The sequence below is a fragment of the Pseudobutyrivibrio sp. ACV-2 genome (assembly GCF_900107545.1).
Classification (GTDB): domain Bacteria; phylum Bacillota; class Clostridia; order Lachnospirales; family Lachnospiraceae; genus Pseudobutyrivibrio.
The window spans coordinates 149,370-169,527 of record NZ_FNQZ01000005.1; the positions used below are offsets into that span (position 1 = coordinate 149,370).

Annotated in this window: 20 protein-coding genes and 1 pseudogene; 2 read left to right on the plus strand and 19 right to left on the minus strand. The window is 38.1% G+C overall.

Going from position 1 to position 20,158, the window contains the following annotated elements:
• Nucleotides 1-55: 55 nt before the first annotated feature.
• The 4 genes from BLV53_RS07380 to BLV53_RS07395 form a co-directional block, all read right to left on the minus strand.
• The gene (locus BLV53_RS07380) at nucleotides 56-2,266 is read right to left on the minus strand and encodes an alpha-galactosidase (protein WP_090299306.1); all 2,211 of its coding nucleotides are present in this window, start codon (nucleotides 2,264-2,266) and stop codon (nucleotides 56-58) included.
• A complete protein-coding gene (locus BLV53_RS07385) occupies nucleotides 2,266-3,096 on the minus strand; it encodes a carbohydrate ABC transporter permease (RefSeq protein ID WP_090299308.1) in 831 nt (276 codons plus the stop codon). Before BLV53_RS07385 ends, BLV53_RS07380 begins: the two co-directional genes overlap by 1 nt.
• Nucleotides 3,097-3,107: 11 nt before the next feature.
• Nucleotides 3,108-4,013, minus strand: a complete 906-nt coding sequence (locus BLV53_RS07390; RefSeq protein ID WP_090299310.1) for a carbohydrate ABC transporter permease — start codon at nucleotides 4,011-4,013, stop codon at nucleotides 3,108-3,110.
• A 73-nt stretch (nucleotides 4,014-4,086) separates the two neighbouring features.
• The gene (locus BLV53_RS07395) at nucleotides 4,087-5,400 is read right to left on the minus strand and encodes an ABC transporter substrate-binding protein (protein ID WP_090299313.1); all 1,314 of its coding nucleotides are present in this window, start codon (nucleotides 5,398-5,400) and stop codon (nucleotides 4,087-4,089) included.
• 162 nt (nucleotides 5,401-5,562) lie between these two features.
• On the opposite strand from BLV53_RS07395, the gene BLV53_RS07400 reads away from it, so the two are divergent.
• A complete protein-coding gene (locus BLV53_RS07400; protein ID WP_090299316.1) occupies nucleotides 5,563-6,393 on the plus strand; it encodes an AraC family transcriptional regulator in 831 nt (276 codons plus the stop codon).
• A 225-nt stretch (nucleotides 6,394-6,618) separates the two neighbouring features.
• Here the strand turns inward: BLV53_RS07400 and BLV53_RS07405 are convergent, their stop codons facing one another.
• From BLV53_RS07405 to BLV53_RS07470, 14 genes and pseudogenes are all read right to left on the minus strand, one after another.
• Nucleotides 6,619-7,137: a GNAT family N-acetyltransferase gene (locus tag BLV53_RS07405; RefSeq protein WP_090299319.1), complete on the minus strand. Its 519-nt coding sequence runs from the start codon at nucleotides 7,135-7,137 to the stop codon at nucleotides 6,619-6,621.
• Between the two features lie 187 nt (nucleotides 7,138-7,324).
• Nucleotides 7,325-7,459 (minus strand): annotated as a pseudogene (locus BLV53_RS16995) (recombinase family protein); the annotation flags it as partial.
• A gap of 103 nt (nucleotides 7,460-7,562) precedes the next feature.
• Complete coding sequence (locus BLV53_RS07415; protein ID WP_242879046.1) at nucleotides 7,563-8,093, minus strand: hypothetical protein; 531 nt, start codon at nucleotides 8,091-8,093, stop codon at nucleotides 7,563-7,565.
• A gap of 143 nt (nucleotides 8,094-8,236) precedes the next feature.
• Nucleotides 8,237-8,848, minus strand: a complete 612-nt coding sequence (locus tag BLV53_RS07420) for a hypothetical protein (protein ID WP_242879047.1) — start codon at nucleotides 8,846-8,848, stop codon at nucleotides 8,237-8,239.
• Nucleotides 8,849-9,061, minus strand: a complete 213-nt coding sequence (locus BLV53_RS07425; RefSeq protein WP_090299322.1) for a KilA-N domain-containing protein — start codon at nucleotides 9,059-9,061, stop codon at nucleotides 8,849-8,851.
• An 88-nt stretch (nucleotides 9,062-9,149) separates the two neighbouring features.
• A complete protein-coding gene (locus BLV53_RS07430) occupies nucleotides 9,150-9,497 on the minus strand; it encodes a helix-turn-helix domain-containing protein (protein ID WP_090299324.1) in 348 nt (115 codons plus the stop codon).
• Nucleotides 9,498-9,550: 53 nt separating this feature from the next.
• Nucleotides 9,551-9,766, minus strand: a complete 216-nt coding sequence (locus BLV53_RS07435; protein ID WP_090299327.1) for a hypothetical protein — start codon at nucleotides 9,764-9,766, stop codon at nucleotides 9,551-9,553.
• 104 nt (nucleotides 9,767-9,870) lie between these two features.
• Complete coding sequence (rlmD, locus tag BLV53_RS07440; protein WP_090299330.1) at nucleotides 9,871-11,262, minus strand: 23S rRNA (uracil(1939)-C(5))-methyltransferase RlmD; 1,392 nt, start codon at nucleotides 11,260-11,262, stop codon at nucleotides 9,871-9,873.
• 148 nt (nucleotides 11,263-11,410) lie between these two features.
• Nucleotides 11,411-13,741 carry an ATP-dependent helicase gene (locus BLV53_RS07445; protein ID WP_090299332.1) on the minus strand — a complete coding sequence of 777 codons (2,331 nt, stop codon included), beginning with the start codon at nucleotides 13,739-13,741 and terminating at the stop codon, nucleotides 11,411-11,413.
• A gap of 88 nt (nucleotides 13,742-13,829) precedes the next feature.
• A complete protein-coding gene (locus BLV53_RS07450; RefSeq protein WP_090299335.1) occupies nucleotides 13,830-14,444 on the minus strand; it encodes a DUF1836 domain-containing protein in 615 nt (204 codons plus the stop codon).
• A 130-nt stretch (nucleotides 14,445-14,574) separates the two neighbouring features.
• Nucleotides 14,575-14,862 (minus strand): YerC/YecD family TrpR-related protein, encoded by a 288-nt coding sequence (locus tag BLV53_RS07455; protein ID WP_090299338.1) that lies wholly within the window; start codon nucleotides 14,860-14,862, stop codon nucleotides 14,575-14,577.
• Nucleotides 14,863-15,107: 245 nt separating this feature from the next.
• On the minus strand, nucleotides 15,108-16,118 hold the full coding sequence (gene asnA, locus BLV53_RS07460) for an aspartate--ammonia ligase (protein ID WP_090299340.1): 1,011 nt from the start codon (nucleotides 16,116-16,118) through the stop codon (nucleotides 15,108-15,110).
• A 26-nt stretch (nucleotides 16,119-16,144) separates the two neighbouring features.
• Nucleotides 16,145-17,545, minus strand: a complete 1,401-nt coding sequence (gene asnS / locus BLV53_RS07465; protein ID WP_090299343.1) for an asparagine--tRNA ligase — start codon at nucleotides 17,543-17,545, stop codon at nucleotides 16,145-16,147.
• A 298-nt stretch (nucleotides 17,546-17,843) separates the two neighbouring features.
• Nucleotides 17,844-18,074, minus strand: coding sequence for a beta-galactosidase (locus BLV53_RS07470; RefSeq protein ID WP_242879048.1), 231 nt, complete (start codon nucleotides 18,072-18,074; stop codon nucleotides 17,844-17,846).
• Nucleotides 18,075-18,190: 116 nt separating this feature from the next.
• On the opposite strand from BLV53_RS07470, the gene BLV53_RS07475 reads away from it, so the two are divergent.
• A complete protein-coding gene (locus tag BLV53_RS07475) occupies nucleotides 18,191-19,414 on the plus strand; it encodes a DUF4317 domain-containing protein (RefSeq protein WP_090299345.1) in 1,224 nt (407 codons plus the stop codon).
• Nucleotides 19,415-19,490: 76 nt separating this feature from the next.
• Here BLV53_RS07475 and sdaAB read toward each other — a convergent pair whose 3' ends face one another.
• Complete coding sequence (sdaAB, locus tag BLV53_RS07480) at nucleotides 19,491-20,150, minus strand: L-serine ammonia-lyase, iron-sulfur-dependent subunit beta (RefSeq protein ID WP_090299346.1); 660 nt, start codon at nucleotides 20,148-20,150, stop codon at nucleotides 19,491-19,493.
• Nucleotides 20,151-20,158 lie beyond the last annotated feature (8 nt).

Here is a 20,158-nt window from a genome sequence, read left to right on the forward strand (position 1 = left end):
ATTTATTTACTGTAAAATAGTATACTCCGGTGCGGTATCCATAAAGCCGAATATTCTACTTTCTAACCAAATGAATTACATAACTATCATATTCTATCCTAGATGGATTTATAGATATGCCTCCATTTTTAAGTGCTGCCCCTGAAATCTCACGGCAAGCTACTTCGTCGCCAACATATTCAACAACATAATTACTATTTAAATCAAGTCCTGGTACACGAATATGAGTAGGCTTTTGATTTGCCTCTACTCCATGATATACTGCGCTAATCAAGGCTTCTGATTTATCCTCTTTTATCATAGCCCAGGCTGTACACTTATCCTCTGGGGTAGACAGACGATAGTAATCACCCTGTTGAATAATATCATAATATTGATGGAAGAGATTAATGCCTTCTTTTATCTGCTTTTTTTCATCATCGCTTAGCTTGGTGATGTCCAGTTCATAGCCAAATGTACCAGCCATAGCAACCGTTGTACGAGTCTTGAAAGGTGTATTTCTACCAGTCTGATGATTTGGCGAAGCAGAAACATGGGAACCCATAGTGGATATAGGATATCCAAAGGATGAACCATATTGAATAGAAAGTCTATTAATAGCATCCGTATTATCGCTCAGCCAAATTTGTGGAGTATAATACATCATACCTGCATCGAATCTACCGCCTCCACCACTGCAGCCTTCAAATAGTACATCATCAAATGTGGTTGTCAAAGTTTCTAATACCTTGTAAAGTCCAAGTATGTATCTGTGTGAAAACTCACCTTGTCTATCTGCATCAAGACTGTTTCCATACTTATCACAAATGCTTCTGTTCATATCCCACTTAACATAGCTTATAGGAGCACTTGATAAAATATCACTTAAAGATTTTATGATATAGTCACATACTTCAGGATTAGAATAATCCAAGACCAACTGATTACGTGCTAAATTTGGATTTCTACCTGGAATTTTTACAGCCCATTCTGGATGCTTTCTATATAAATCACTATCCTCTGATACCATTTCTGGTTCAAACCAGATTCCAAAATCCATGCCAATAGCATTTATTTTTTCACCCAGTTCCTTTAAGGAGCAACCTAGTTTCTTTTCGTTTGCATACCAATCACCTAAGCCGCTATTATCATCATCTCTTTTTCCAAACCAACCATCATCCATAACAAATAGCTCTATACCCATATCATGCGCCTGGCTTGCTATTTCTACTAATTTATCACCTGTAAAATCAAAGTATGTAGCTTCCCAGTTATTAATAAGTACTGGTCTTCTTTCTTTACTTCTCTTTCCTCTGACAATATTTTTATTAATGACTTTATGATAATTTCTGCTTAAAGTTCCAAGCCCCTCATTACTATAGCTTAAAAGAACCTGTGGCAATTCAAGTTCATCCCCTGGGGCGAGCTTCCAACAAAAATCATCTGGATGTATACCCACTAATATTCTGGTGCTTCCCGTCTGATCCTTTTCTATTTCAGTAATATGTTCTCCACTGTATAGAAATGAAAATCCATAGCATTGTCCCATATTCTCAGTAGTTTCTTTTTCACATATTACTGTAAATGGATTATAATGGTGGCTGCTTGTGCCTCTTACGCTTCCAATTGATTGAACTCCCTGGTAAATATCGCCACGAACAATATTTCTTTCCATGGCATGGCGTCCTGTAAATCTAACCCACTGCCAATCACCATATGTAAAATCCAAATTCATTGAAGCAACTTTATCTATGGTTAATGCCTTATTTCCAGAATTCTTAAGCTTTACACTTCGTCCTATAATATCTAAATCATTTATGATGCTGTAGATAAGTGTTACTTCAAGATTATTTACATCATCTGTCATTTCCACACAAAGTGTTTCATAATTTGCGTCATCAGAACTGTCATGAATTGCTGGCAGTCCCTTAATGCTATATAAACCTTGATTTATATAATGATTCTTATAATGAAGGCTACATCCTTTACTTCCATCTGTATTCCTTACATGAAGTCCGGTAATTCTATAATCTCCAGTACCAAAACAGCTATATTCCTGTGGCAGATAATCCAAAGAATATGTCCTATCCACTTTTCCTACTTCATATGGATTACCTGAAAATCCACGGTCCAGATAAACTAATTCCTGAGACATATCAGTATCCTGTAATTTTCCACCATAATGAGTATGAATTAAATTACCATAATCATCTATCTTCATTTGATAGGTAGAATTTTTTGTCTCGATATTAATTAATCTTCTATTTGGATTCCAAACGATAGACATTACAACTTACCTCCTGATGTAGCAATTCCTTCTACAAACTGTTTTTGGAAAATAATATAAATTACAATCATAGGAACAATGGCAAGTACTGCCGCAGCCATCATTGCTGGATAATCACTTCCATATTGTCCCTGCATTTTTGCCAGACCTGCTGAAAGTGTTGTAGTTTCAGAATTTGTACAAACAATCATAGGCCACATTAAATCCTTAAATGCAAATAATGATGTAAATATTCCAAGAGACACCATAGCAGAACGTGTCAATGGAAACATAATAAATAAAAATCTTTGCACAACATTAGCCCCATCAATGGCTGCCGCTTCTTCTAACTCTTTTGGCAGGCCCTGGTATGCAGTTTTTAGCAGATATGTACCAAAGGCTGTAACAAGTCCCGGAAACACCAAACCTGCAGTTGTGTTCATCCATCCTAACTTAGATACCATGATATATTGAGGAATGATGAAAATCTGAGCAGGAATCATCATCTGTATCAAGATCAATGAAAAGAAGAATTTTTCACCTGGGAAATTCAATCTTCCAAAAGCATAGCCTGCCATAGTGGCAGTAAGGCATGCACAAACAACTCTGAAAAATATCATAAGAATTGTGTTTTTATAAAGTGTTATAAAATTGTAGCTTTTCCATACAGTTGCAAAATTTTCAAAATGCCAACCTGAATGTGGCAAAATATAAAATGGAGAAACTGATATTGACTCCTGATTAGTCTTTAATGCTGTAAGTATCATCCATGCGAAAGGAATCAGCATTACAAGGGACATAATTATCAAAACCACATATAAAATGATTTTATTTGTTTTACTCGTTTCCATGCTATTCCTCCCTAGTTATAAAATACAAACATCTTTTCACATTTCTGCAAAATTAAAGTAACAAGCATAATAAATACAACAAGAATCATTACTATTGCTGCTCCATAGCCCTTATTTCCATTAGTAAATGCATAGGTGTAAAACAAATAAACTATAGACTGTGTTTTATACAGTGCAACATTTGTTTTATCCATTACCATAAACATCAAGTCAAAAATAGTTAAGGCTCCTATTATTCTAGTCTGAACAATAAAAAATGTTGTTGGACTTAACAGTGGAATTGTAATATTAAAAAATTGAGTTATTCCACTAGCGCCATCAATCTGAGCAGCTTCATAATAGTCCTTTGGAATCTCCTGTAAACCACCTATAAATAGCACCATGTTATATCCAATAATTGACCATACGCCAATAATACCAATAGAAAGCCAAGCGATATTTGGATTTGAAATCCATGCTACATTGGTATGTAATGAATTGTTCAATAAACCAAATTGTTGATTATATAGCCACTTCCATACCATTGCTACTGCTGCTGGAGCGCATACCATTGGCAGGAAAAATATTGTTCTAAATATTGTTTTACATTTAATTTTTTGTTGCATCATAGCTGCCAAAATTAAAGAAATAGCAATTCCAAGCGGAACCTCAATTAAAGTGTATTTGATTGTATTCCAAAGTGCTTGCCATGTTTCTGCTGACGCTACCACAGCACGATAGTTTTCAAATCCTACAAAAATATTTCCTCGTCCAAAATCACCTGTTTTGCAAAAAGACTGATAAACAGTTTGAACTGCTGGATAGAAATTTAAAATTATAAGCCCCAGGATAGTTGGAAAAATAAACACCAAACCCCAAAACGCTTCCTTTTTCTGACTAATAGACATTTTTGTTTTTTTACATTTTATTTTTTCCATGATATACCACTCCTAAAAAACAAGTCACTGCAACAATACTTTATTGCAGTGACTAATAAAGAATTAGCGATAATTACTCTGCCGCAATTGCATCCTCTATAATCTTCTGTGCATTATCACAAGCCTTTGCCATTACTGCTGGATCATCAGGACTCTGCCATGCATCCAAGAAAGCTCCTGCCTGCTGTAGTGCATCCTCCCATACAGTTGTCTTTCTTGTATATGGGCGGAAATACAAATCACCTTCCTCTTCAGCTCTAACAAAAGCGGAAACATCCATTCCTTCAAATGCATTTGAAAAATCTTCAGATACACCTTCCATACCGCCCATTGTCACGCCTAACTCTGCCTGAAGTCTCTGACCTTCCTCTGAACAGAAATAAGCTATTAAATCATAGCAAGCCTCTGGATTCTTTACATTAGCATTTGCAGCCCATCCAAGTCCATTGTATGCTGAGTATCTTTCACCCTCGTCACATGTGCCATTATCATTTGTATCTGCGTATGGAAGCATTGCCCATGCATAATCAGCAGAATTCTCAGCAGTGTAAAATGTATTAATCATCCAAGAACCCTGAGTAATCATTGCAGTCTTTCCTGATAAGAACAATGAATCTGTACCAGTTTCAGCAACTACTGTCTGAGGTGCTCCAACTGAAAGGAGCTTTCTAACCATCTCCATACCAGCTTTACCCTCATCAGAACCAATTGTTGTACCCTTATGATCATCTGTAATTACCTGTGCGCCGTAGTCATATACAAGATTGTACCAACCATCCTGATTGTTGGATGTATTCATAGCCATTCCGTACACATCGCCATTTGATTCCTCTGTGATAGTTTTAGCAGCCTCATACATATCTTCCCATGTCCAGTCATCTGTTGGATATTCAACATTGTACTGATCAAAAATAGCTTTATTATATAGAAGGGCTATTGTATCGTGGTCTTTTGGAAGTGCATATTGCTTTCCATCACTATTGTAAAGATTCCATACGCCTTCGTAATATTTATCAGCTGATACGCTATCATCTGATGCAATGTAATCTGTTAAATCTAACAGAATTCCATTTTCCATATACATCTGTGCTGTGTTGGAATGCATCCAGAATACATCTGGCATTTCTCCACCTGATGCACCTGCTTCAAGCAATGTCCAGTAATTGTCCCAATCTACAACTTCGATAGAAACCTTTACCCCGGATGTCTCTGTCCATTTGTCGGCTATCTGCTGCAATCCATCCTTCTGATTGTTATCCCAAATGTTAATTTTGATTTCATCCATAGCTGATGAACCACCAGCGTTACCTGACCCAGACTCTCCGCATCCTGCCAAGGTAGCTAACATTGCTGTTGCCAAAACTAGAGATACAACTTTCTTCTTCATAAAAAACCTCCTAACATATTTCTGCTATTTTTCAGCTGTGTTAAACACAACAACTATAGGCTATATAGTAGTGTTTTAAATGCTGATATTAAATGTTATAATTCGCATATATATTTGTCATAATATGACATTTCCAAAATATGAATTTTGAGGAGTAAAATTATGATTCCTAAGTTATCCGATTTTGGTTTTGATAGAAGATGGTTCCTAGACCACGATAATTCCAGTGATTTCTCCTTATATGAGATTGGTTCATATAAATGTTCACCATGCTATGGTTATGGACCAAGCATTAGAGCAAGAGATATATTTCATTTTGTCATTTCAGGTAAGGGGAAACTCTATTTAAATGATAATTGCTACGAAATCGGGCCTGGTGAAGGCTTTCTAATTCCTGCAAATGTAAAATCATATTATGAAGCAGATAAAGAAGATCCTTGGCACTATATGTGGATTCACGTAGGTGGAGCCAAGCTTGCTGAAATGTGGTATTTAGCTGGTATCGGGCCAAATCAACCGGTATTTACACCATGTGAATGCCCCGATATACCAGAATCTATATTAAATAGTATGATTAAAATGCGTGATGACGAGCTGTATTGCATTGGAAAAACCTATGAGCTTTTCAGCTTTATCACTAACAAATCTAAAACTAAAGTATCCAAAAATGTCAGTCCACAATTGGAGTACGTAAAGAAAACCATTAAATATATTCAATTAAAATACTCTGACAATCTACGTATAGACGATATATCTAATGCATGCGGGCTAAACAGAAGCTACCTAAGTCGTTTATTCAAAGACGCCACTGGCAGCTCAATACAACAATACATTGTGACCTATCGCATGAAAACCGCTGCAAAACTGATAAAAGAAACAACTCAATCCATACAGGACATTTCTCTTGCCGTGGGTTATAGTGATATATTTACTTTCTCAAAAGCATTTAAAAAATATTATAATATATCACCTTCAGATTACAGAAAGCAATAGGGTCTTGATTGCCGTTTGCACCCTACCTTATTTATGATTTCTGACCTGTACTGTTTATAAAGAAAGCCCCATAGTCTCTGTAAAAAAGATAAGACTATGGGACTAAATATTAAAACGGTACTGATATAGTCGTCCCCACTTCCGGGGCACTGTCCAGCTCAATTTTTGCATCATGTATTTCAACAATATGCTTTACAATAGCATAGTTGGTTTGTATTGAAGGATTTACGCATTTCCTTTTTTCTCCTCAATCTCGTTTATCCTTGTAAAATACTCCTTATCGTTTTCATGATGAATGTATGCACCATTTTTTATCTGCACGCGAAGGCTTGCTGGATTGTCCTTGTTTACAGACATATAGATTTCATGAATGCCCATCTGTCTGGCCTTTGTAATGGTAAGCGCAAGCCCTTTAGTTGCATATCCCTTTCCACGATATTTTTTTGAAATGCAATAACCGATATGGCCTGCCCCTTCTCTTAAGAAATCATTCAAGCAATGTCTTAGATTAAAAACTCCGACACAAACACCTTCATCAACCAACACATAAGTAGTATCAGGAACAAATCCCTCAGGCAGTTCTTTCCCCAATGACCAATTTCTCTTTTTTTCAATCCACTCCAGAAACTGTTCATAGTTATATCCATATACATTATTCATATATCCATTTTCATTTTCTGGAAAAGTCATATAAAGCTCATACGTTTTTTTATAATCTGAATCCTGTACTCTTACCAGTTCCATAACAAATCCTCCATGTACTTTTTATATAAAGAAAGTCTTTGCAATTCACTGTATACTAATTGGCTAAAAAGTACAATATTAAGATATTTTATCAAATTCTATACGTTTTCTTAATTGCCTCGAATTCGAGGCATTTCTATTTTATAGTTTGGAAAATAAACATACCGTCTCCTGAATCCTCATATTATCCAGCTATCTCATATTCATTGTAAGCACAGAAGCCTTTCATTCTTGTCTTCTGCTCATCTAATGAATAGCCATCTATCTGCATTGCTGTTGAGACACGAGTGTAAATATATACTTTTGTCTTCTCCTTTGTCATAAATATCCCCTTCCTAAAATAATCCTAGAAACTATTGACACAAACCATTTTCGTCTTTATTATAATAATCAAGAAATGGGTTTTTTACCGTACGTGTTAGGAACTAACAGCCAAGCGGGTTGCTCGTTTCTTTTTTTATGTTTATTATGTCGTATAAATACTTCTTGCCATCTAAATCATGTCTAATTATCAAATTTACATTAAAGATGTTATACCTTTCCACTTTATTATCAACTCCATATACAGGCAGAGCAAAACAAGAATCATAACGATACCAACCATTAGCTCCATCAATATTATGTTTTTCCTTTTTATTCTCTGTATGCTTTCCATTTGTTGCTATCTCGATTAATTCTCCTAATCCTTGCGCTGCGTTAGCTTTTGCCTTAGCAACTGCACCTTTCAAGTTATAGGTATAATCTGAACCAGTATATTCATCAGGTAAATCAGTTCCAATATAAACAACTTCATTAGAGTCAGCTATAGTGTAATTATTTCCAACAAATCCTTTTAAATAATCCTTTACATCATCCCAATTCATCGATCGCTTTCCCTTAAAAGCAATATCATTAATCATTACAATATTATTTCCATCTGCATCTTGAATCACAGACACATTTACATTATTCTTCAATTGCTAAAAATCCCTTTCATATTACTTCTTTGAGGTCACAAATTGTGACCTCAAAAATTAAATATCCCCTTCCTAAAATAATCCTAGAAACTATTGACACAAACCATTTTCGTCTTTATTATAAGAATCAAGAAATGGGTTTTTTACTGAGTAAGGTCATCGGACTGGAAAAGGTCACTCGTTTCTTTTTTTATGTTCATAATGTCGTATAAATACTTCTTTCCATCTTTATCATGTCTTAAAATCATTGCCACATGAAAAACATTGTATCTTTCCACTTCACCATTACTTGCAAATACCGGTAAAGCAAATCTGGATTCATATTTATACCAGCCGTACTTCGCATCCTTTTTATGCTTAGCCTTCGAATTATCTGTATGCTCCATGTTAGTGGCTGTGATTATAAGCTCAGGCAATCCCTGTGCTGCATTTGCTTTTGCTTTTTCATTAGTGCCTTTTAGAATATGTGTGTATTCTGAATGTGAATACTCATCGGGCAAATCGGTACCAATATAAACTACCTCATTTGTCTCTGCTATTGTGTAGAACTCTCCTATATACTGCTTGAGATACTCTTCAACGTCTATCCATTTTATTCCTCGTTTTCCACGAAAAATAATGTCATTAATCATTACAACATTATTTCCCAGCGCATCCTTGATTACAGATACATTTCTATTTTTTATCAAATTATAACAATATCCTTTCTTAGCATAAGCCAACAGCCTTTTCTTAGAATCATCATTAAGTCCCATCTATTTATCTTCATTATGAAGACGTTCCCATAGCCCAATAAATGAAATAGTACTTTTTGCTCTCATCCAATTTTGAATTACATATCCTGGATACTCGCCTTCTCGCTTTTTAGCTATATCTGTAAGGGATATAAAATCATTCTTATAGTCCTCTGAATACACCTGAATACTTATACCATCTGCTTCAATTGTCTCTTTTATTACCTTACTCATTTTCAATCCACCATAATATAAACTTATCGAATTAGGTAAGTTTTAGATTTGCAATAGCTTAACCGACTGCAAATACATACGGTTAAATCTAAATCTCCTCTAGCTTCGTCAGCTCCCCCAACTTCTTCGCATAGGTCAGTAGTCTCTTTTGCGCATCCTCATTTAAGCCTTCATATTCCAATAAAAGCTGCTTTTCCTTATAATCCACCTTAGTCTCCTTGACCTCCGTCTCATCTATGCCTTTACCAGTAAGAAGAGCCTCCGGTGATACTTCTAATACTCTGCATATATCCATAATCTTATCAGCGGAAGGATTATGCCCTTTTCTCTTCCAATCACTGATTGTGCTAGGTGCTATCCCCGCAGCTTTGCCAAATGCATTCTGACTTAACCCACGTTCTTTTATAAGAAAAAATATTCTTTCAGTTATTGTCATAATGTCTATCCGCCTTTCCGAATTTTGCAAATTTCGATTACGCGAATATGTTATCATGTAAACAAAACGTATTCAATATCAAACAAATCTTTTTCTTTACGTTTCTCTGCCGAAAGCTTAATAAACTTTCTTATGTCCTGCATAAGAAAAAGAACCTCTGGATCAGGCAAGCTGTCCAAATCAACCTTATCACTATACTTTAAAATCATTGAATACATGAAATCTGCAAGAATCTGCATATCATCTTTAATTTCAATCTCAGTTACCATCGTTAAACCTCCAATAAAAAAGCTGCTCCCACACCTTGGAAGCAGATAAAAAAGCTTCCAAACTTTTTCAAGTTCGGAAGCTGATTATATACCGTATAAAGTTCCTATATCCTCTCAATTTTTGCGATTGTCTCGCAATGGTATGTGCCCGGGAATAAATCAATGCAAGCCATACGGGTCACTTTATAGCCGCGGGCGAGGAATACCTCTAGGTCGCGGGCGAGGCTGGTTGGTTTGCAGGAGATGTAGATGAGTGAATCTACACCGTAGTCTATGATTTTATCTAGAGCCTTTGGGTGGATGCCATCGCGAGGTGGATCTAAAATGATATAGTCAGGTTTCTCTGAAATATCATCTAACACTTTGAGTACGTCGCCTGCGATGAAATCACAATTTGAAAGACCATTGAGTTTTGCGTTTTCCTTAGCCGCCTCAACTGCCTCTGCGATGATTTCAACACCTGTTACATGCTTGGCTGCTGGAGCGATAACCTGAGCAATAGTTCCTGTACCTGAGTATAGGTCGTACACCTCTGCCCCATCTGCACCTGAGGCAATAAAGTCACGTGCTGTGCTGTAAAGTACCTCAGCGCCTAGTGAATTGGTTTGGAAGAATGAAAATGGGCTTATAGAAAATGAGAGTCCAAGGATTTCTTCCTTAAACCAATCCTGACCGTAGAGTATTTCTGTACCTTCATCGGCCACAACATCGGCTTCTCTATCATTTTTAGTATGAAGAATACCTATAATTTTGCCATTCCAGTCTGGGCACTCAAGCAATGCATTTTTCCAGCCAGCTAAAAGAGCAATTTCAAACAATGATGAAATCTGTGTGCTTGTAACCAAATCAACAAGAATCTCACCAGTCTTGGCAGCCTTACGAACAAGAAGATGACGAAGATATCCTTCATGTGTATTCTTGCGATAATAAGGCTGTTTAGCATTTGTAAAATATTCTAATGTGATGGTAAGAACGCGGCGCATATCTGCATCAATGATTCTACAACCATCCACTGTAACTACATCATAAAAGCTTCCCTTTTTGTGCATACCAAGAGACAATGGACCATCCTTTACCTCGTCACCAAAAGAGAATTCCATTTTGTTTCTATATTCAAACTGATTAGGGCTTGCCTTGATTCCCTCATAAGTGGCATTCCAAACCTCTTCACCAATTACAGGCGCCATCAAATCATGAATCATGCCCTCTTTTATCTTTAGCTGCTCATCGTAAGGAAGTGATTGATATGTACAGCCACCACACTTTCCAAAATGTACACAGGCTGGACATTGCATTTCAAGTGGTGATCGAGCATCCACAGACAATAGATTTCCCTGAGCTTTTTCCTTTGAGCTCTTTTTAACTCTAACAGAAACTGTCTGCCCTAGAAGGCCCCCCTTTACGCGAAGGCGGTCACCTTCCGATGTCTCAACTATACCCTTATTAGGAAAAGAAACTTTTATTACTTTACCCTGAACTATTTCTCCTCGTTTCATATAACACCTCGTTTTTTCAAAAATGCCAACCACACAACCTACGCGAGCGCGAGCAGGAAGGCTCCGCACCGAGTGAGGACCCACTGGACCGCAGCGAGAGTGTGGAAGGTGGCCTGCGGGAGCACGGAAAAATTGGCGGTTGGGATCTTTACAATTTACGCAATTTTGCAAAAGATGCGAACATCTTCTTCACACCCACACCATCAAACTCAACCGTAACCTCATAGTCGCGGCCTTCGTCTATGATATTTTTAACTGTTCCTTCTTTGAATTTGATATGGCTGACACGGTCGCCAATGCCATATTCCAATTCGCCTTTTTCGATTTTTGTGCCATTTTTGTTGTCAACTGCTGTGGTAGAACTTCCTACAGAATATCTGCTGGCGCTGTAGCTGCCCTTGCCTGTTGAAGCTGTAGAGCCAGCTGTACCATAGCTTGTGGAAGTAGCGAACGGCTTGCCAAAGCCTGTAGGCTTTTGATAGACAGAGTACTCCCCAATAGGAGTGCTTGAATAATCATCAACTGGCTTGGGCTCCCAAAGATTACCTTCCATTAAATCCTCTGGGATTTCTTTTACAAATCGTGATATCTTATGGAAGGATGTCTCGCCACGAATCATACGCATACGGGCTGCAGTCATGGTCAGATGCTCTCTGGCTCTGGTGATACCAACATAAGCCAAACGTCTTTCCTCTTCAAGCTCTGAATCAGCTCCGCCACCATCAAAAATAGCAGCCTGCCCTGGGAACAAACCATCCTCCATACCAGCCATGTAAACCCTAGGGAATTCCAGACCTTTGGCACCATGAAGAGTCATGAGCACCACATAATTGTCACTTTCTTCATAACTATCGATGTCTGCCACAAGAGCAACGTCCTCAAGGAATCCGGATAAGGTAGGTTCCTCTCCCTCTTCTCTTGCGTCCTTTTCATAAGCCACTGCTTTTGTAAGTAACTCATCGATATTTTCTATGCGGGCTTTGGCCTCGTCTGTGCCCTCGGCCTTGAGCTCTGCCACGTAATCTGTCTGATCCAAAATCTCCTCAACAAGCGCTGATACACTTTCAGACTCTGCGATATTTTTAAGCTTTGTAATCAGAGTGGTAAATCCCTGTATCTTTGTTGCAGCCTTTCCAATGGATGGAATATCATTTGCATGAACTAAAGCTTCGTAGAAATTCATGCCATGCTCTCTGGCATAATCGGAAACCTTTGCTATAGTGGTAGCACCTATTCCTCGCTTTGGGATATTGATAATACGCTGAACCGCGATATCATCAGACCCATTATCAACCGTTTTTAAATATGCAAGAACATCCTTGATTTCCTTACGGCTGTAGAAATTTACACCGCCTACAATCTTGTAAGGGATGCCCTCATAAATCATTTTTTCTTCTATTAGACGAGACTGTGCGTTAGTACGATATAGAATTGCACAATCTCGATAGTCAGCCTCACCCTTGCGAACAAGCCCACCTATATTGCTGGCGATGAAGCTAGCCTCCTCATAGGCGCTATCAAACTGCTTGAACTGAATTTTGTCCCCATCCTCTGCCTCTGTCCAAAGAGCTTTTTCCTTACGACCTTCGTTATTGGCAATGACAGAATTGGCAGCCTCTAGGATATTGCCAGTGCTTCGATAGTTCTGCTCAAGCTTGATTACATGGGCAGCCGGAAAATGTTCCTCAAAATTAAGAATGTTGTAGATATCTGCTCCACGGAACTTGTAAATGGACTGGTCGTCATCACCTACTACGCAAAGATTCTGTGCACCGCCAGTGAGTAAACGAACAAGTTCAAATTGTGCAGCATTGGTGTCCTGATACTCATCTACCATGATGTATTTAAATTTGTCATTATAGAAAGCTCTGACCTCACCATCCACTTTGAGAAGCTCAACAGTTTTCATAATCAAATCGTCAAAATCCATAGCATTGTTCTGACGAAGTCTGGCTTGATATTCACGATAAACCGATGCCTGTCTAGACATGTTGTAATCACCCATGGCACGGTTAGTAAATTCTTCAGGACCAATAAGCTTATTTTTAGCGTCAGAAATTACATTTAAAAATGTACGTTCTTTAAACTGTTTAGTGTCTATCTGAAGGTATTTGCAAACCTCCTTCATGAGAGTCTTACAATCATCAGTGTCATATATGGTAAAATTGCTGCCGTATCCAACGCGCTCACCAAATCTACGGAGAATACGCACACAACTAGCATGGAATGTAGCAACCCACACTCCATCTGAACCAAAACCGACAATATTGTCAATACGCTCTCTCATCTCGCGAGCCGCTTTATTGGTGAATGTGATGGCCATGATGTTGTATGGCATTACCCCCTGTTCAATTAAATAAGCAACGCGGTGTGTAAGCACTCTGGTCTTTCCAGAGCCCGCGCCAGCCAAAATCAAAACTGGCCCATCTACAGTCTCGACACCCTCACGTTGCTTGTCATTTAACATACTTAAATCCATAATAATATATCCTTACTAGAAAAAATCCGAAAATATGTTCTAACATTGTATCATACAATGTAAAATCTATCCACCATTATGGTAAATTTTATTTTCCCTTAGAATTTTTTTCCTCTTCTTCCTCTCGACGTCCAGAAATGTACTGTTCTATCATCATTTTCTTTACAAAAACATCAAAGGAAAGAAGGCATATAAATGTGAAATCCTGCAAGGCATCACGGCTCTCATCATCTTGCTCCGTAAAAGCATCACGGCTCTCATTATATTTTTTGATAATGTCCTTTGTGACTTCTTTTGCTACCTTACGTTCATAGCCTACCATGTTGGAATAGATATCAAAGAAATCAAGTTCATCATTATCCCCAAAATATTTCTCATTTATAGGATCCAAAATACTTTTAATATCCTTCAAACCTAAAAAATTCTTGAAATAATATATGAAGATAAGATTCAGCATATGGTCTCTGGAATACTTTTTCTTTTCCGGCGGAGGCAATAGCTGATTTTTTGTGTAGTTATTAATCATGGTTTTGGTCATAGCCTTGTCCTCTGTAGCCTCACGGACTGTACCAAGCTCCTTTTCCAAAAAGGTCAAAACCTGATCCATGTATAAATCAATATTTGGAATATCCTCTGGATGAACGTAATCTATTTCTGCCAGCTGATGTAAAATCGAATTCAATCTTTTTCTGGAATTATCCATAGTTTAATATGCCTCCAAACAAAAATAAAACGTAGTCACAAAAACTACGTCTTAGATTTTAACATAGAATTTTAAAAATATAAAATAAGAAAAGCCAGGTCTTTCGACCCGGCTCTCAAGGATTCAATATTTATTTACCTATGCGCTTAAGCACCATATCATAGCCATCATTTCCATAGTTAAGTGCTCTATTCACACGGCTAATAGTTGCAGAACTAGCACCTGTTTCATCAGCAATGTCCTGATATGTGCGCTCTTCACGTAGCATTTTAGCAACCTCGAAGCGCTGCTTCATAGCTACCATTTCATTTACTGTACATAAATCTTCAAAAAATTCGTAAGCTTCCTCGACAGTCTCGAGGCTAAGAATGGCTCTTAAAAGCTCATCCATCTCTGCTGTTTCAAGTTTCTTATTCATTATTACAACTACTCCTATATATCCCCCACTTAAATACTATCAGATTACTACATTAATACTGTAGCACACTAAAGTCTTAAAGTAAAGGTTCACAACAAAAAAATATTGTTACTTTACAGTAACAATACTTTGAGACATAAATTTCGGCTCCCTTAAAAGAGAGCCGAAGAATATTTTACGATAAAAAATTATAAATGTAAAGGATTTTGTTTGTGTGAGAAAGACACTTAAACCACAATTGTCTTTTAAAGGATAACTACACCCTTTTCGTTCGCATATTTTACATCTTCCTCTGGCCAGAATGAACACTGAACCTCTCCGATGTGGCATTTGCGAAGGAAGAACATACAGATACGGCTCTGTCCAATACCACCACCAATAGTATATGGAAGCTTCTTCTCAAGGATTGCCTTTTGGAATGGAAGCTGGGCTCTGTCCTCACAGCCAGCTTTTTTAAGCTGTGATGCAAGACTATCCTCATCAACTCTGATACCCATTGATGAAAGCTCAAGAGAAATATCATCTACTGGATAATATACGATAATATCTCCGTTTAACTGCCAATCATCATAGTCAGGAGCACGACCATCGTGCTTTTCACCAGAAGCAAGTAAATCGCCTATCTTCATAAGGAAGATTGCACCGTATTCTTTGGCTGCTTCATATTCACGCTGGTGTGCATCAAGGTCTGGCCATCTATCCTCAAGCTCCTGTGTAGTAATGAAGTGAATCTCCTCTGGAAGGATACACTGAACATAATCATAAGAATTTGCAATGTATTTTTCTGTCACACGAAGGGCAGCATAAACACTCTTTACATATTTCTTGAGAGTCTCCTCTGTACGAGAAGCTTTATCGATAATACATTCCCAGTCCCACTGATCCACATAGATAGAATGGATATTATCTGTATCCTCGTCACGACGAATAGCGTTCATATCGGTGTAGAGGCCTTCACCAACATTAAAGCCGTAGCGACCTAAAGCCATTCTCTTCCATTTTGCAAGTGAATGAACTACCTCTACCTCTTTGTCGCCCTGCTCCTTTACGCCGAAAGCAACTGGACGCTCAACACCATTTAAGTTGTCATTAAGACCTGACTTAGGCTCTACAAAAAGTGGCGCGGTTACACGATGAAGGTTGAGCTCAGCTGTAAGCTGTGCCTGGAAGAAATCCTTTACCTTCTTGATAGCTATCTGGGTTTCTTTAAGGTTTAGTGCCGAAGCATATCCCTCGGGAATGTAAATCTTGCTCATAATCTATCCTCCAAATCTTAAGCTTTTTATAGGTCGCAGTTTCCAACAGTACGTGGGAATGGAATTACGTCACGGATGTTGCCCATTCCTGTAAGGTACATTACACAGCGCTCAAAGCCAAGACCGAAGCCTGCATGACGTGAGCTACCATATTTACGAAGATCAAGGTAGAACTGATAATCCTCTTCCTTGAGACCGCATTCCTGCATTCTCTTAAGAAGCACATCGTAGTCGTCCTCACGCTGAGAACCACCGATGATTTCTCCGATACCAGGAACGAGGCAGTCCATAGCTGCTACAGTCTTGCCATCTTCGTTGAGCTTCATGTAGAAAGCCTTGATTTCCTTTGGATAATCTGTAACAAATACTGGCTTTCCGAAAATCTTTTCTGTTAAATATCTCTCATGCTCTGTCTGAAGATCACAGCCCCAAGATACCTTGTAGTCAAATTCATCGTTGTGCTTTTCAAGCTCTGCTACTGCATCTGTGTATGTGATGCGGCCGAAATCAGAAGTAGCAACATGATGAAGTCTGTCAAGAAGTCCCTTGTCGATGAAGCTGTTGAAGAATTCCATTTCCTCTGGAGCATGCTCAAGAACGTAGTTGATAACGAACTTGATCATTTCCTCTGCAAGCTGCATATCATCTTCAAGGTCTGCAAATGAAATCTCTGGCTCAATCATCCAGAACTCTGCTGCATGACGAGTTGTGTTTGAGTTTTCAGCTCTAAATGTAGGACCAAATGTGTAAATGTTTTTGAATGCCTGTGCGTATGTTTCGCCGTTAAGCTGACCTGAAACTGTAAGGTTTGTGGCATGTCCAAAGAAATCCTGTGAGAAATCTACCTTGCCATCTTCAGTCTTTGGGATGTTGTTAAGATCCATTGTTGTAACCTGGAACATCTCGCCAGCACCCTCGCAGTCAGAACCTGTGATAAGTGGAGTGTGAACATATACGAAATCGCGCTCCTGGAAGAATTTGTGAATAGCATAAGCGCAAAGAGAACGAACTCTGAATACTGCCTGGAATGTGTTAGTACGAGCACGAAGATGTGTCTGTGTACGAAGATATTCCATTGTGTGTCTCTTTGGCTGGATTGGGTAGTCAGGTGTTGACTTGCCTTCTACCTCGATTTTTGTTGCCTGAATTTCAAATGGCTGCTTTGCTTCTGGTGTAAGGACAACTGTACCTGTTACGTATACTGCTGCACCTACGTTAAGCTTTCTAACCTCGTCGAAGTTGTCGATGTTTTCCTGGTTGAAAACAACCTGTACTGGATTAAAAAAAGTACCATCTGCAAGTACTAAGAAACCAAATGTCTTTGAATCACGCATGTTGCGCACCCATCCAGAAACTGTAACTTCTTTATCTGCATAGTCTGCAAAGTTTCTAGAGAGAGTTCTTACGTCTGTAGTTTTAACGCTCATTGTTTTTCTCCTTATAATATGAATAAACATAAGTTAAGCCCCATCAAACTTGCGTCTGATGAGGCTTTCTAATTCTTACATATTTGAACAATCTTCAAATCTCATCAAAGCAATAAAATTAAATCCCCTGATTATTATTCACGGAATTATTATTGTTATTGAGATTATTATTAAGCATAGATGTAAATGCCATGACTGTTCCCCTTCTTTATTTGAGTAAAGTATAGTTATTTAGACTTTTAAAGTCAAGTATCTTTTTATAGCTAACATTCCAATGTTTCCACCAATGCTAACTCTCCTAAGGCAAAGTGCACTCCTTTTGCCTTTTCAAGTCTTCCTCCCACTGGTTTTCAAACACCCTTGTAAAATGGCACTCCCCACTGATTGCAAAGAAAGGCTTACCATCTATGGTCATATAATAATTGGTAAAACCAATCTCTCTCCCATCCGGATTTTTCCCATAGAATGTCTTTGATAAAGGATAAATCTCTTGGTTTCTTGCCTTTGTAAAATCTAACAAATGTCCCATAAAAATCCCTCATTCTCCCTCATAATTAAAAACTCTTGATATCAATTTTTGACCCAATTATAATTATAAAGCATGCTGAATAAGATGTAACTAATTACTATCAGGAGTAAAGATTTATGAATAAAAAAGAAATAAATGAAATAAAGCGCCGTTTTAAGAAGGATTCCTGCAACTTTGACAAGATGGTAGGCTGCTATGTAGATGCCAATAAGGAAATGGTTCTTACATTCAAAGAGACCTTCCTGAATCTTGAGGATGAGGAATTCCATAAATATTTAGAGATTGCAAACAAATCACTTTCTGGAACGGTAGGAAACAATTTGTTAGAGCTTCCATTTGACCCTAATAATGAAATCGAAGGCAGTGGTCACGACCTGCTTATGAGACTTCGTGAAACAAGACTTCAGGATGAGAAGCTTCTTATTGAATATTACAACCGTATTATTGAATCCTACGATTATGTAGGCAACTTCCTGATTCTTTTATATCACGACACTTACGATATTCCTATGAAAACCACTGATGAGCTCACACTTGATGAGTCAGAAGAAGTATACGACTACATCATCTGTGCTATCTGTCCTGTTGCTCTTTCAAAACCAGGTTTGGGCTATCGTGAGGCTGAAAATCGCATCGGTGCCCGTGAACGTGACTGGGTTGTAGGGCCTGTAGATACCGCATTTACATTCCCATGTTTTTCTGAGCGCACCACTGATTTACATGCTTGCCTGGCATACACTAAAAATACCAAGGAACCACATGTAGAATTCTGGGAAAACTGCATCGGCTGTGGCGTAAAAAAGACCTCAACTCAAAAGAAAAATGCGTTCAACAATATTCTTGATCAGGCTCTTGGAGAAGAGACAGATGAAACTATCGAAACAAAACTTGATATCCAGCAGAACCTGTCTGATTTCATCACTGTTGAAACTGAGCGTCTAGGACAGGATGAACCAATCATTTTAGAGCCACAGGATGTTGCTAATATCCTTACAGATTCTGGTCTTTCTGATATGAAGGTAGAAAAGATCCAGGCTAAATTTGAAAATTATTTTGAAGAGCAGCTTCCACTTGCTGAAGAAATTCTTGACGAAAAGGCTCTTAAGAATAACGAGCTTCGCGTAGAGAAAAACGTTCTCAAGGAAAGAGTCGTAGATCTTACAAAACAGCTTAAAGAAGTCAGCGGTGTTACAGAAGATGGCAAGCAGGCTGACATTGTGGTAAAGGTGTCATCTGAAAAAGCAGCAGATATCACAACGGCTTTTGTTGATGGTAAAAAATGTGTCTGTGTTCCTATTGAACCAGACGAAGTGTTTATGCTAAACGGTGAGCAGATTTAATACACATGTAAAAAAGGATTTTCAATACAGACATTTAAGTCTCATTGAAAATCCTTTTTTACATTGCAAATGCTTTTTAATTTGGTGAATAATAAGATACTTTAAGTATTCCTTCAAGGTTCCTAAGTATATCTATGGTTTCCTCTAAAACCTCATCATCACACTCAATCACCATTACTGCTTCACCGCCACGATGTTTGCGATACAGCTGCATTGTGGCTATATTTATTCCCTGTTTTCCAAGGACGCTTGTAACCTCTGTAATATAGCCTGGCTGATCCACATTGTGAACTATTAACGTAGGTGACTCACCAGAAAAGTTGACTGCCACCTTGTCTAATCCACAAACCTGTATTCTGCCTCCACCTAAGGATGCGGCAACCACCTCTACTTCTGCTCCACTGACTCCATGCATTACAACCTTTGCGGTGTTTGGATGAGCATCAGTTAAATCTATTGTTTCTATTGTAAATCTAAAGCCCTGTTCTTTTGCTATTTCAAAACTGTCTGGGATGCGAATATCATCGCAGGCCATGCCAAGAAGTCCTGCTACAATTGCCTTATCAGTACCATGGCCTTTTCCGGTTTTAGCAAATGAACCGTGCAGATAAATTTCTGCGCTCTCTATTTTTTCTCCCATTAGCTTGGCGCAGACATTACCTATTTTGGCAGCGCCTGCTGTGTGGGAACTGGATGGACCTACCATAACAGGTCCTATAATATCAAAAATATTCATTAATCTCT

What these genes read in the sequence shown, in the direction of transcription:
- BLV53_RS07380 (WP_090299306.1), bottom strand. Translation starts at nt 2,266, where the DNA reads ATGTCTATCGTTTGGAATCCAAATAGAAGATTAATTAATATCGAGACA.
- BLV53_RS07385 (WP_090299308.1), bottom strand. Translation starts at nt 3,096, where the DNA reads ATGGAAACGAGTAAAACAAATAAAATCATTTTATATGTGGTTTTGATA.
- BLV53_RS07390 (WP_090299310.1), bottom strand. Translation starts at nt 4,013, where the DNA reads ATGGAAAAAATAAAATGTAAAAAAACAAAAATGTCTATTAGTCAGAAA.
- BLV53_RS07395 (WP_090299313.1), bottom strand. Translation starts at nt 5,400, where the DNA reads ATGAAGAAGAAAGTTGTATCTCTAGTTTTGGCAACAGCAATGTTAGCT.
- BLV53_RS07400 (WP_090299316.1), top strand. Translation starts at nt 5,563, where the DNA reads ATGATTCCTAAGTTATCCGATTTTGGTTTTGATAGAAGATGGTTCCTA.
- BLV53_RS07405 (WP_090299319.1), bottom strand. Translation starts at nt 7,137, where the DNA reads ATGGAACTGGTAAGAGTACAGGATTCAGATTATAAAAAAACGTATGAG.
- BLV53_RS07420 (WP_242879047.1), bottom strand. Translation starts at nt 8,848, where the DNA reads ATGGGACTTAATGATGATTCTAAGAAAAGGCTGTTGGCTTATGCTAAG.
- BLV53_RS07425 (WP_090299322.1), bottom strand. Translation starts at nt 9,061, where the DNA reads ATGAGTAAGGTAATAAAAGAGACAATTGAAGCAGATGGTATAAGTATT.
- BLV53_RS07430 (WP_090299324.1), bottom strand. Translation starts at nt 9,497, where the DNA reads ATGACAATAACTGAAAGAATATTTTTTCTTATAAAAGAACGTGGGTTA.
- BLV53_RS07435 (WP_090299327.1), bottom strand. Translation starts at nt 9,766, where the DNA reads ATGGTAACTGAGATTGAAATTAAAGATGATATGCAGATTCTTGCAGAT.
- rlmD (WP_090299330.1), bottom strand. Translation starts at nt 11,262, where the DNA reads ATGAAACGAGGAGAAATAGTTCAGGGTAAAGTAATAAAAGTTTCTTTT.
- BLV53_RS07445 (WP_090299332.1), bottom strand. Translation starts at nt 13,741, where the DNA reads ATGGATTTAAGTATGTTAAATGACAAGCAACGTGAGGGTGTCGAGACT.
- BLV53_RS07450 (WP_090299335.1), bottom strand. Translation starts at nt 14,444, where the DNA reads ATGGATAATTCCAGAAAAAGATTGAATTCGATTTTACATCAGCTGGCA.
- BLV53_RS07455 (WP_090299338.1), bottom strand. Translation starts at nt 14,862, where the DNA reads ATGAATAAGAAACTTGAAACAGCAGAGATGGATGAGCTTTTAAGAGCC.
- asnA (WP_090299340.1), bottom strand. Translation starts at nt 16,118, where the DNA reads ATGAGCAAGATTTACATTCCCGAGGGATATGCTTCGGCACTAAACCTT.
- asnS (WP_090299343.1), bottom strand. Translation starts at nt 17,545, where the DNA reads ATGAGCGTTAAAACTACAGACGTAAGAACTCTCTCTAGAAACTTTGCA.
- BLV53_RS07470 (WP_242879048.1), bottom strand. Translation starts at nt 18,074, where the DNA reads ATGGGACATTTGTTAGATTTTACAAAGGCAAGAAACCAAGAGATTTAT.
- BLV53_RS07475 (WP_090299345.1), top strand. Translation starts at nt 18,191, where the DNA reads ATGAATAAAAAAGAAATAAATGAAATAAAGCGCCGTTTTAAGAAGGAT.
- sdaAB (WP_090299346.1), bottom strand. Translation starts at nt 20,150, where the DNA reads ATGAATATTTTTGATATTATAGGACCTGTTATGGTAGGTCCATCCAGT.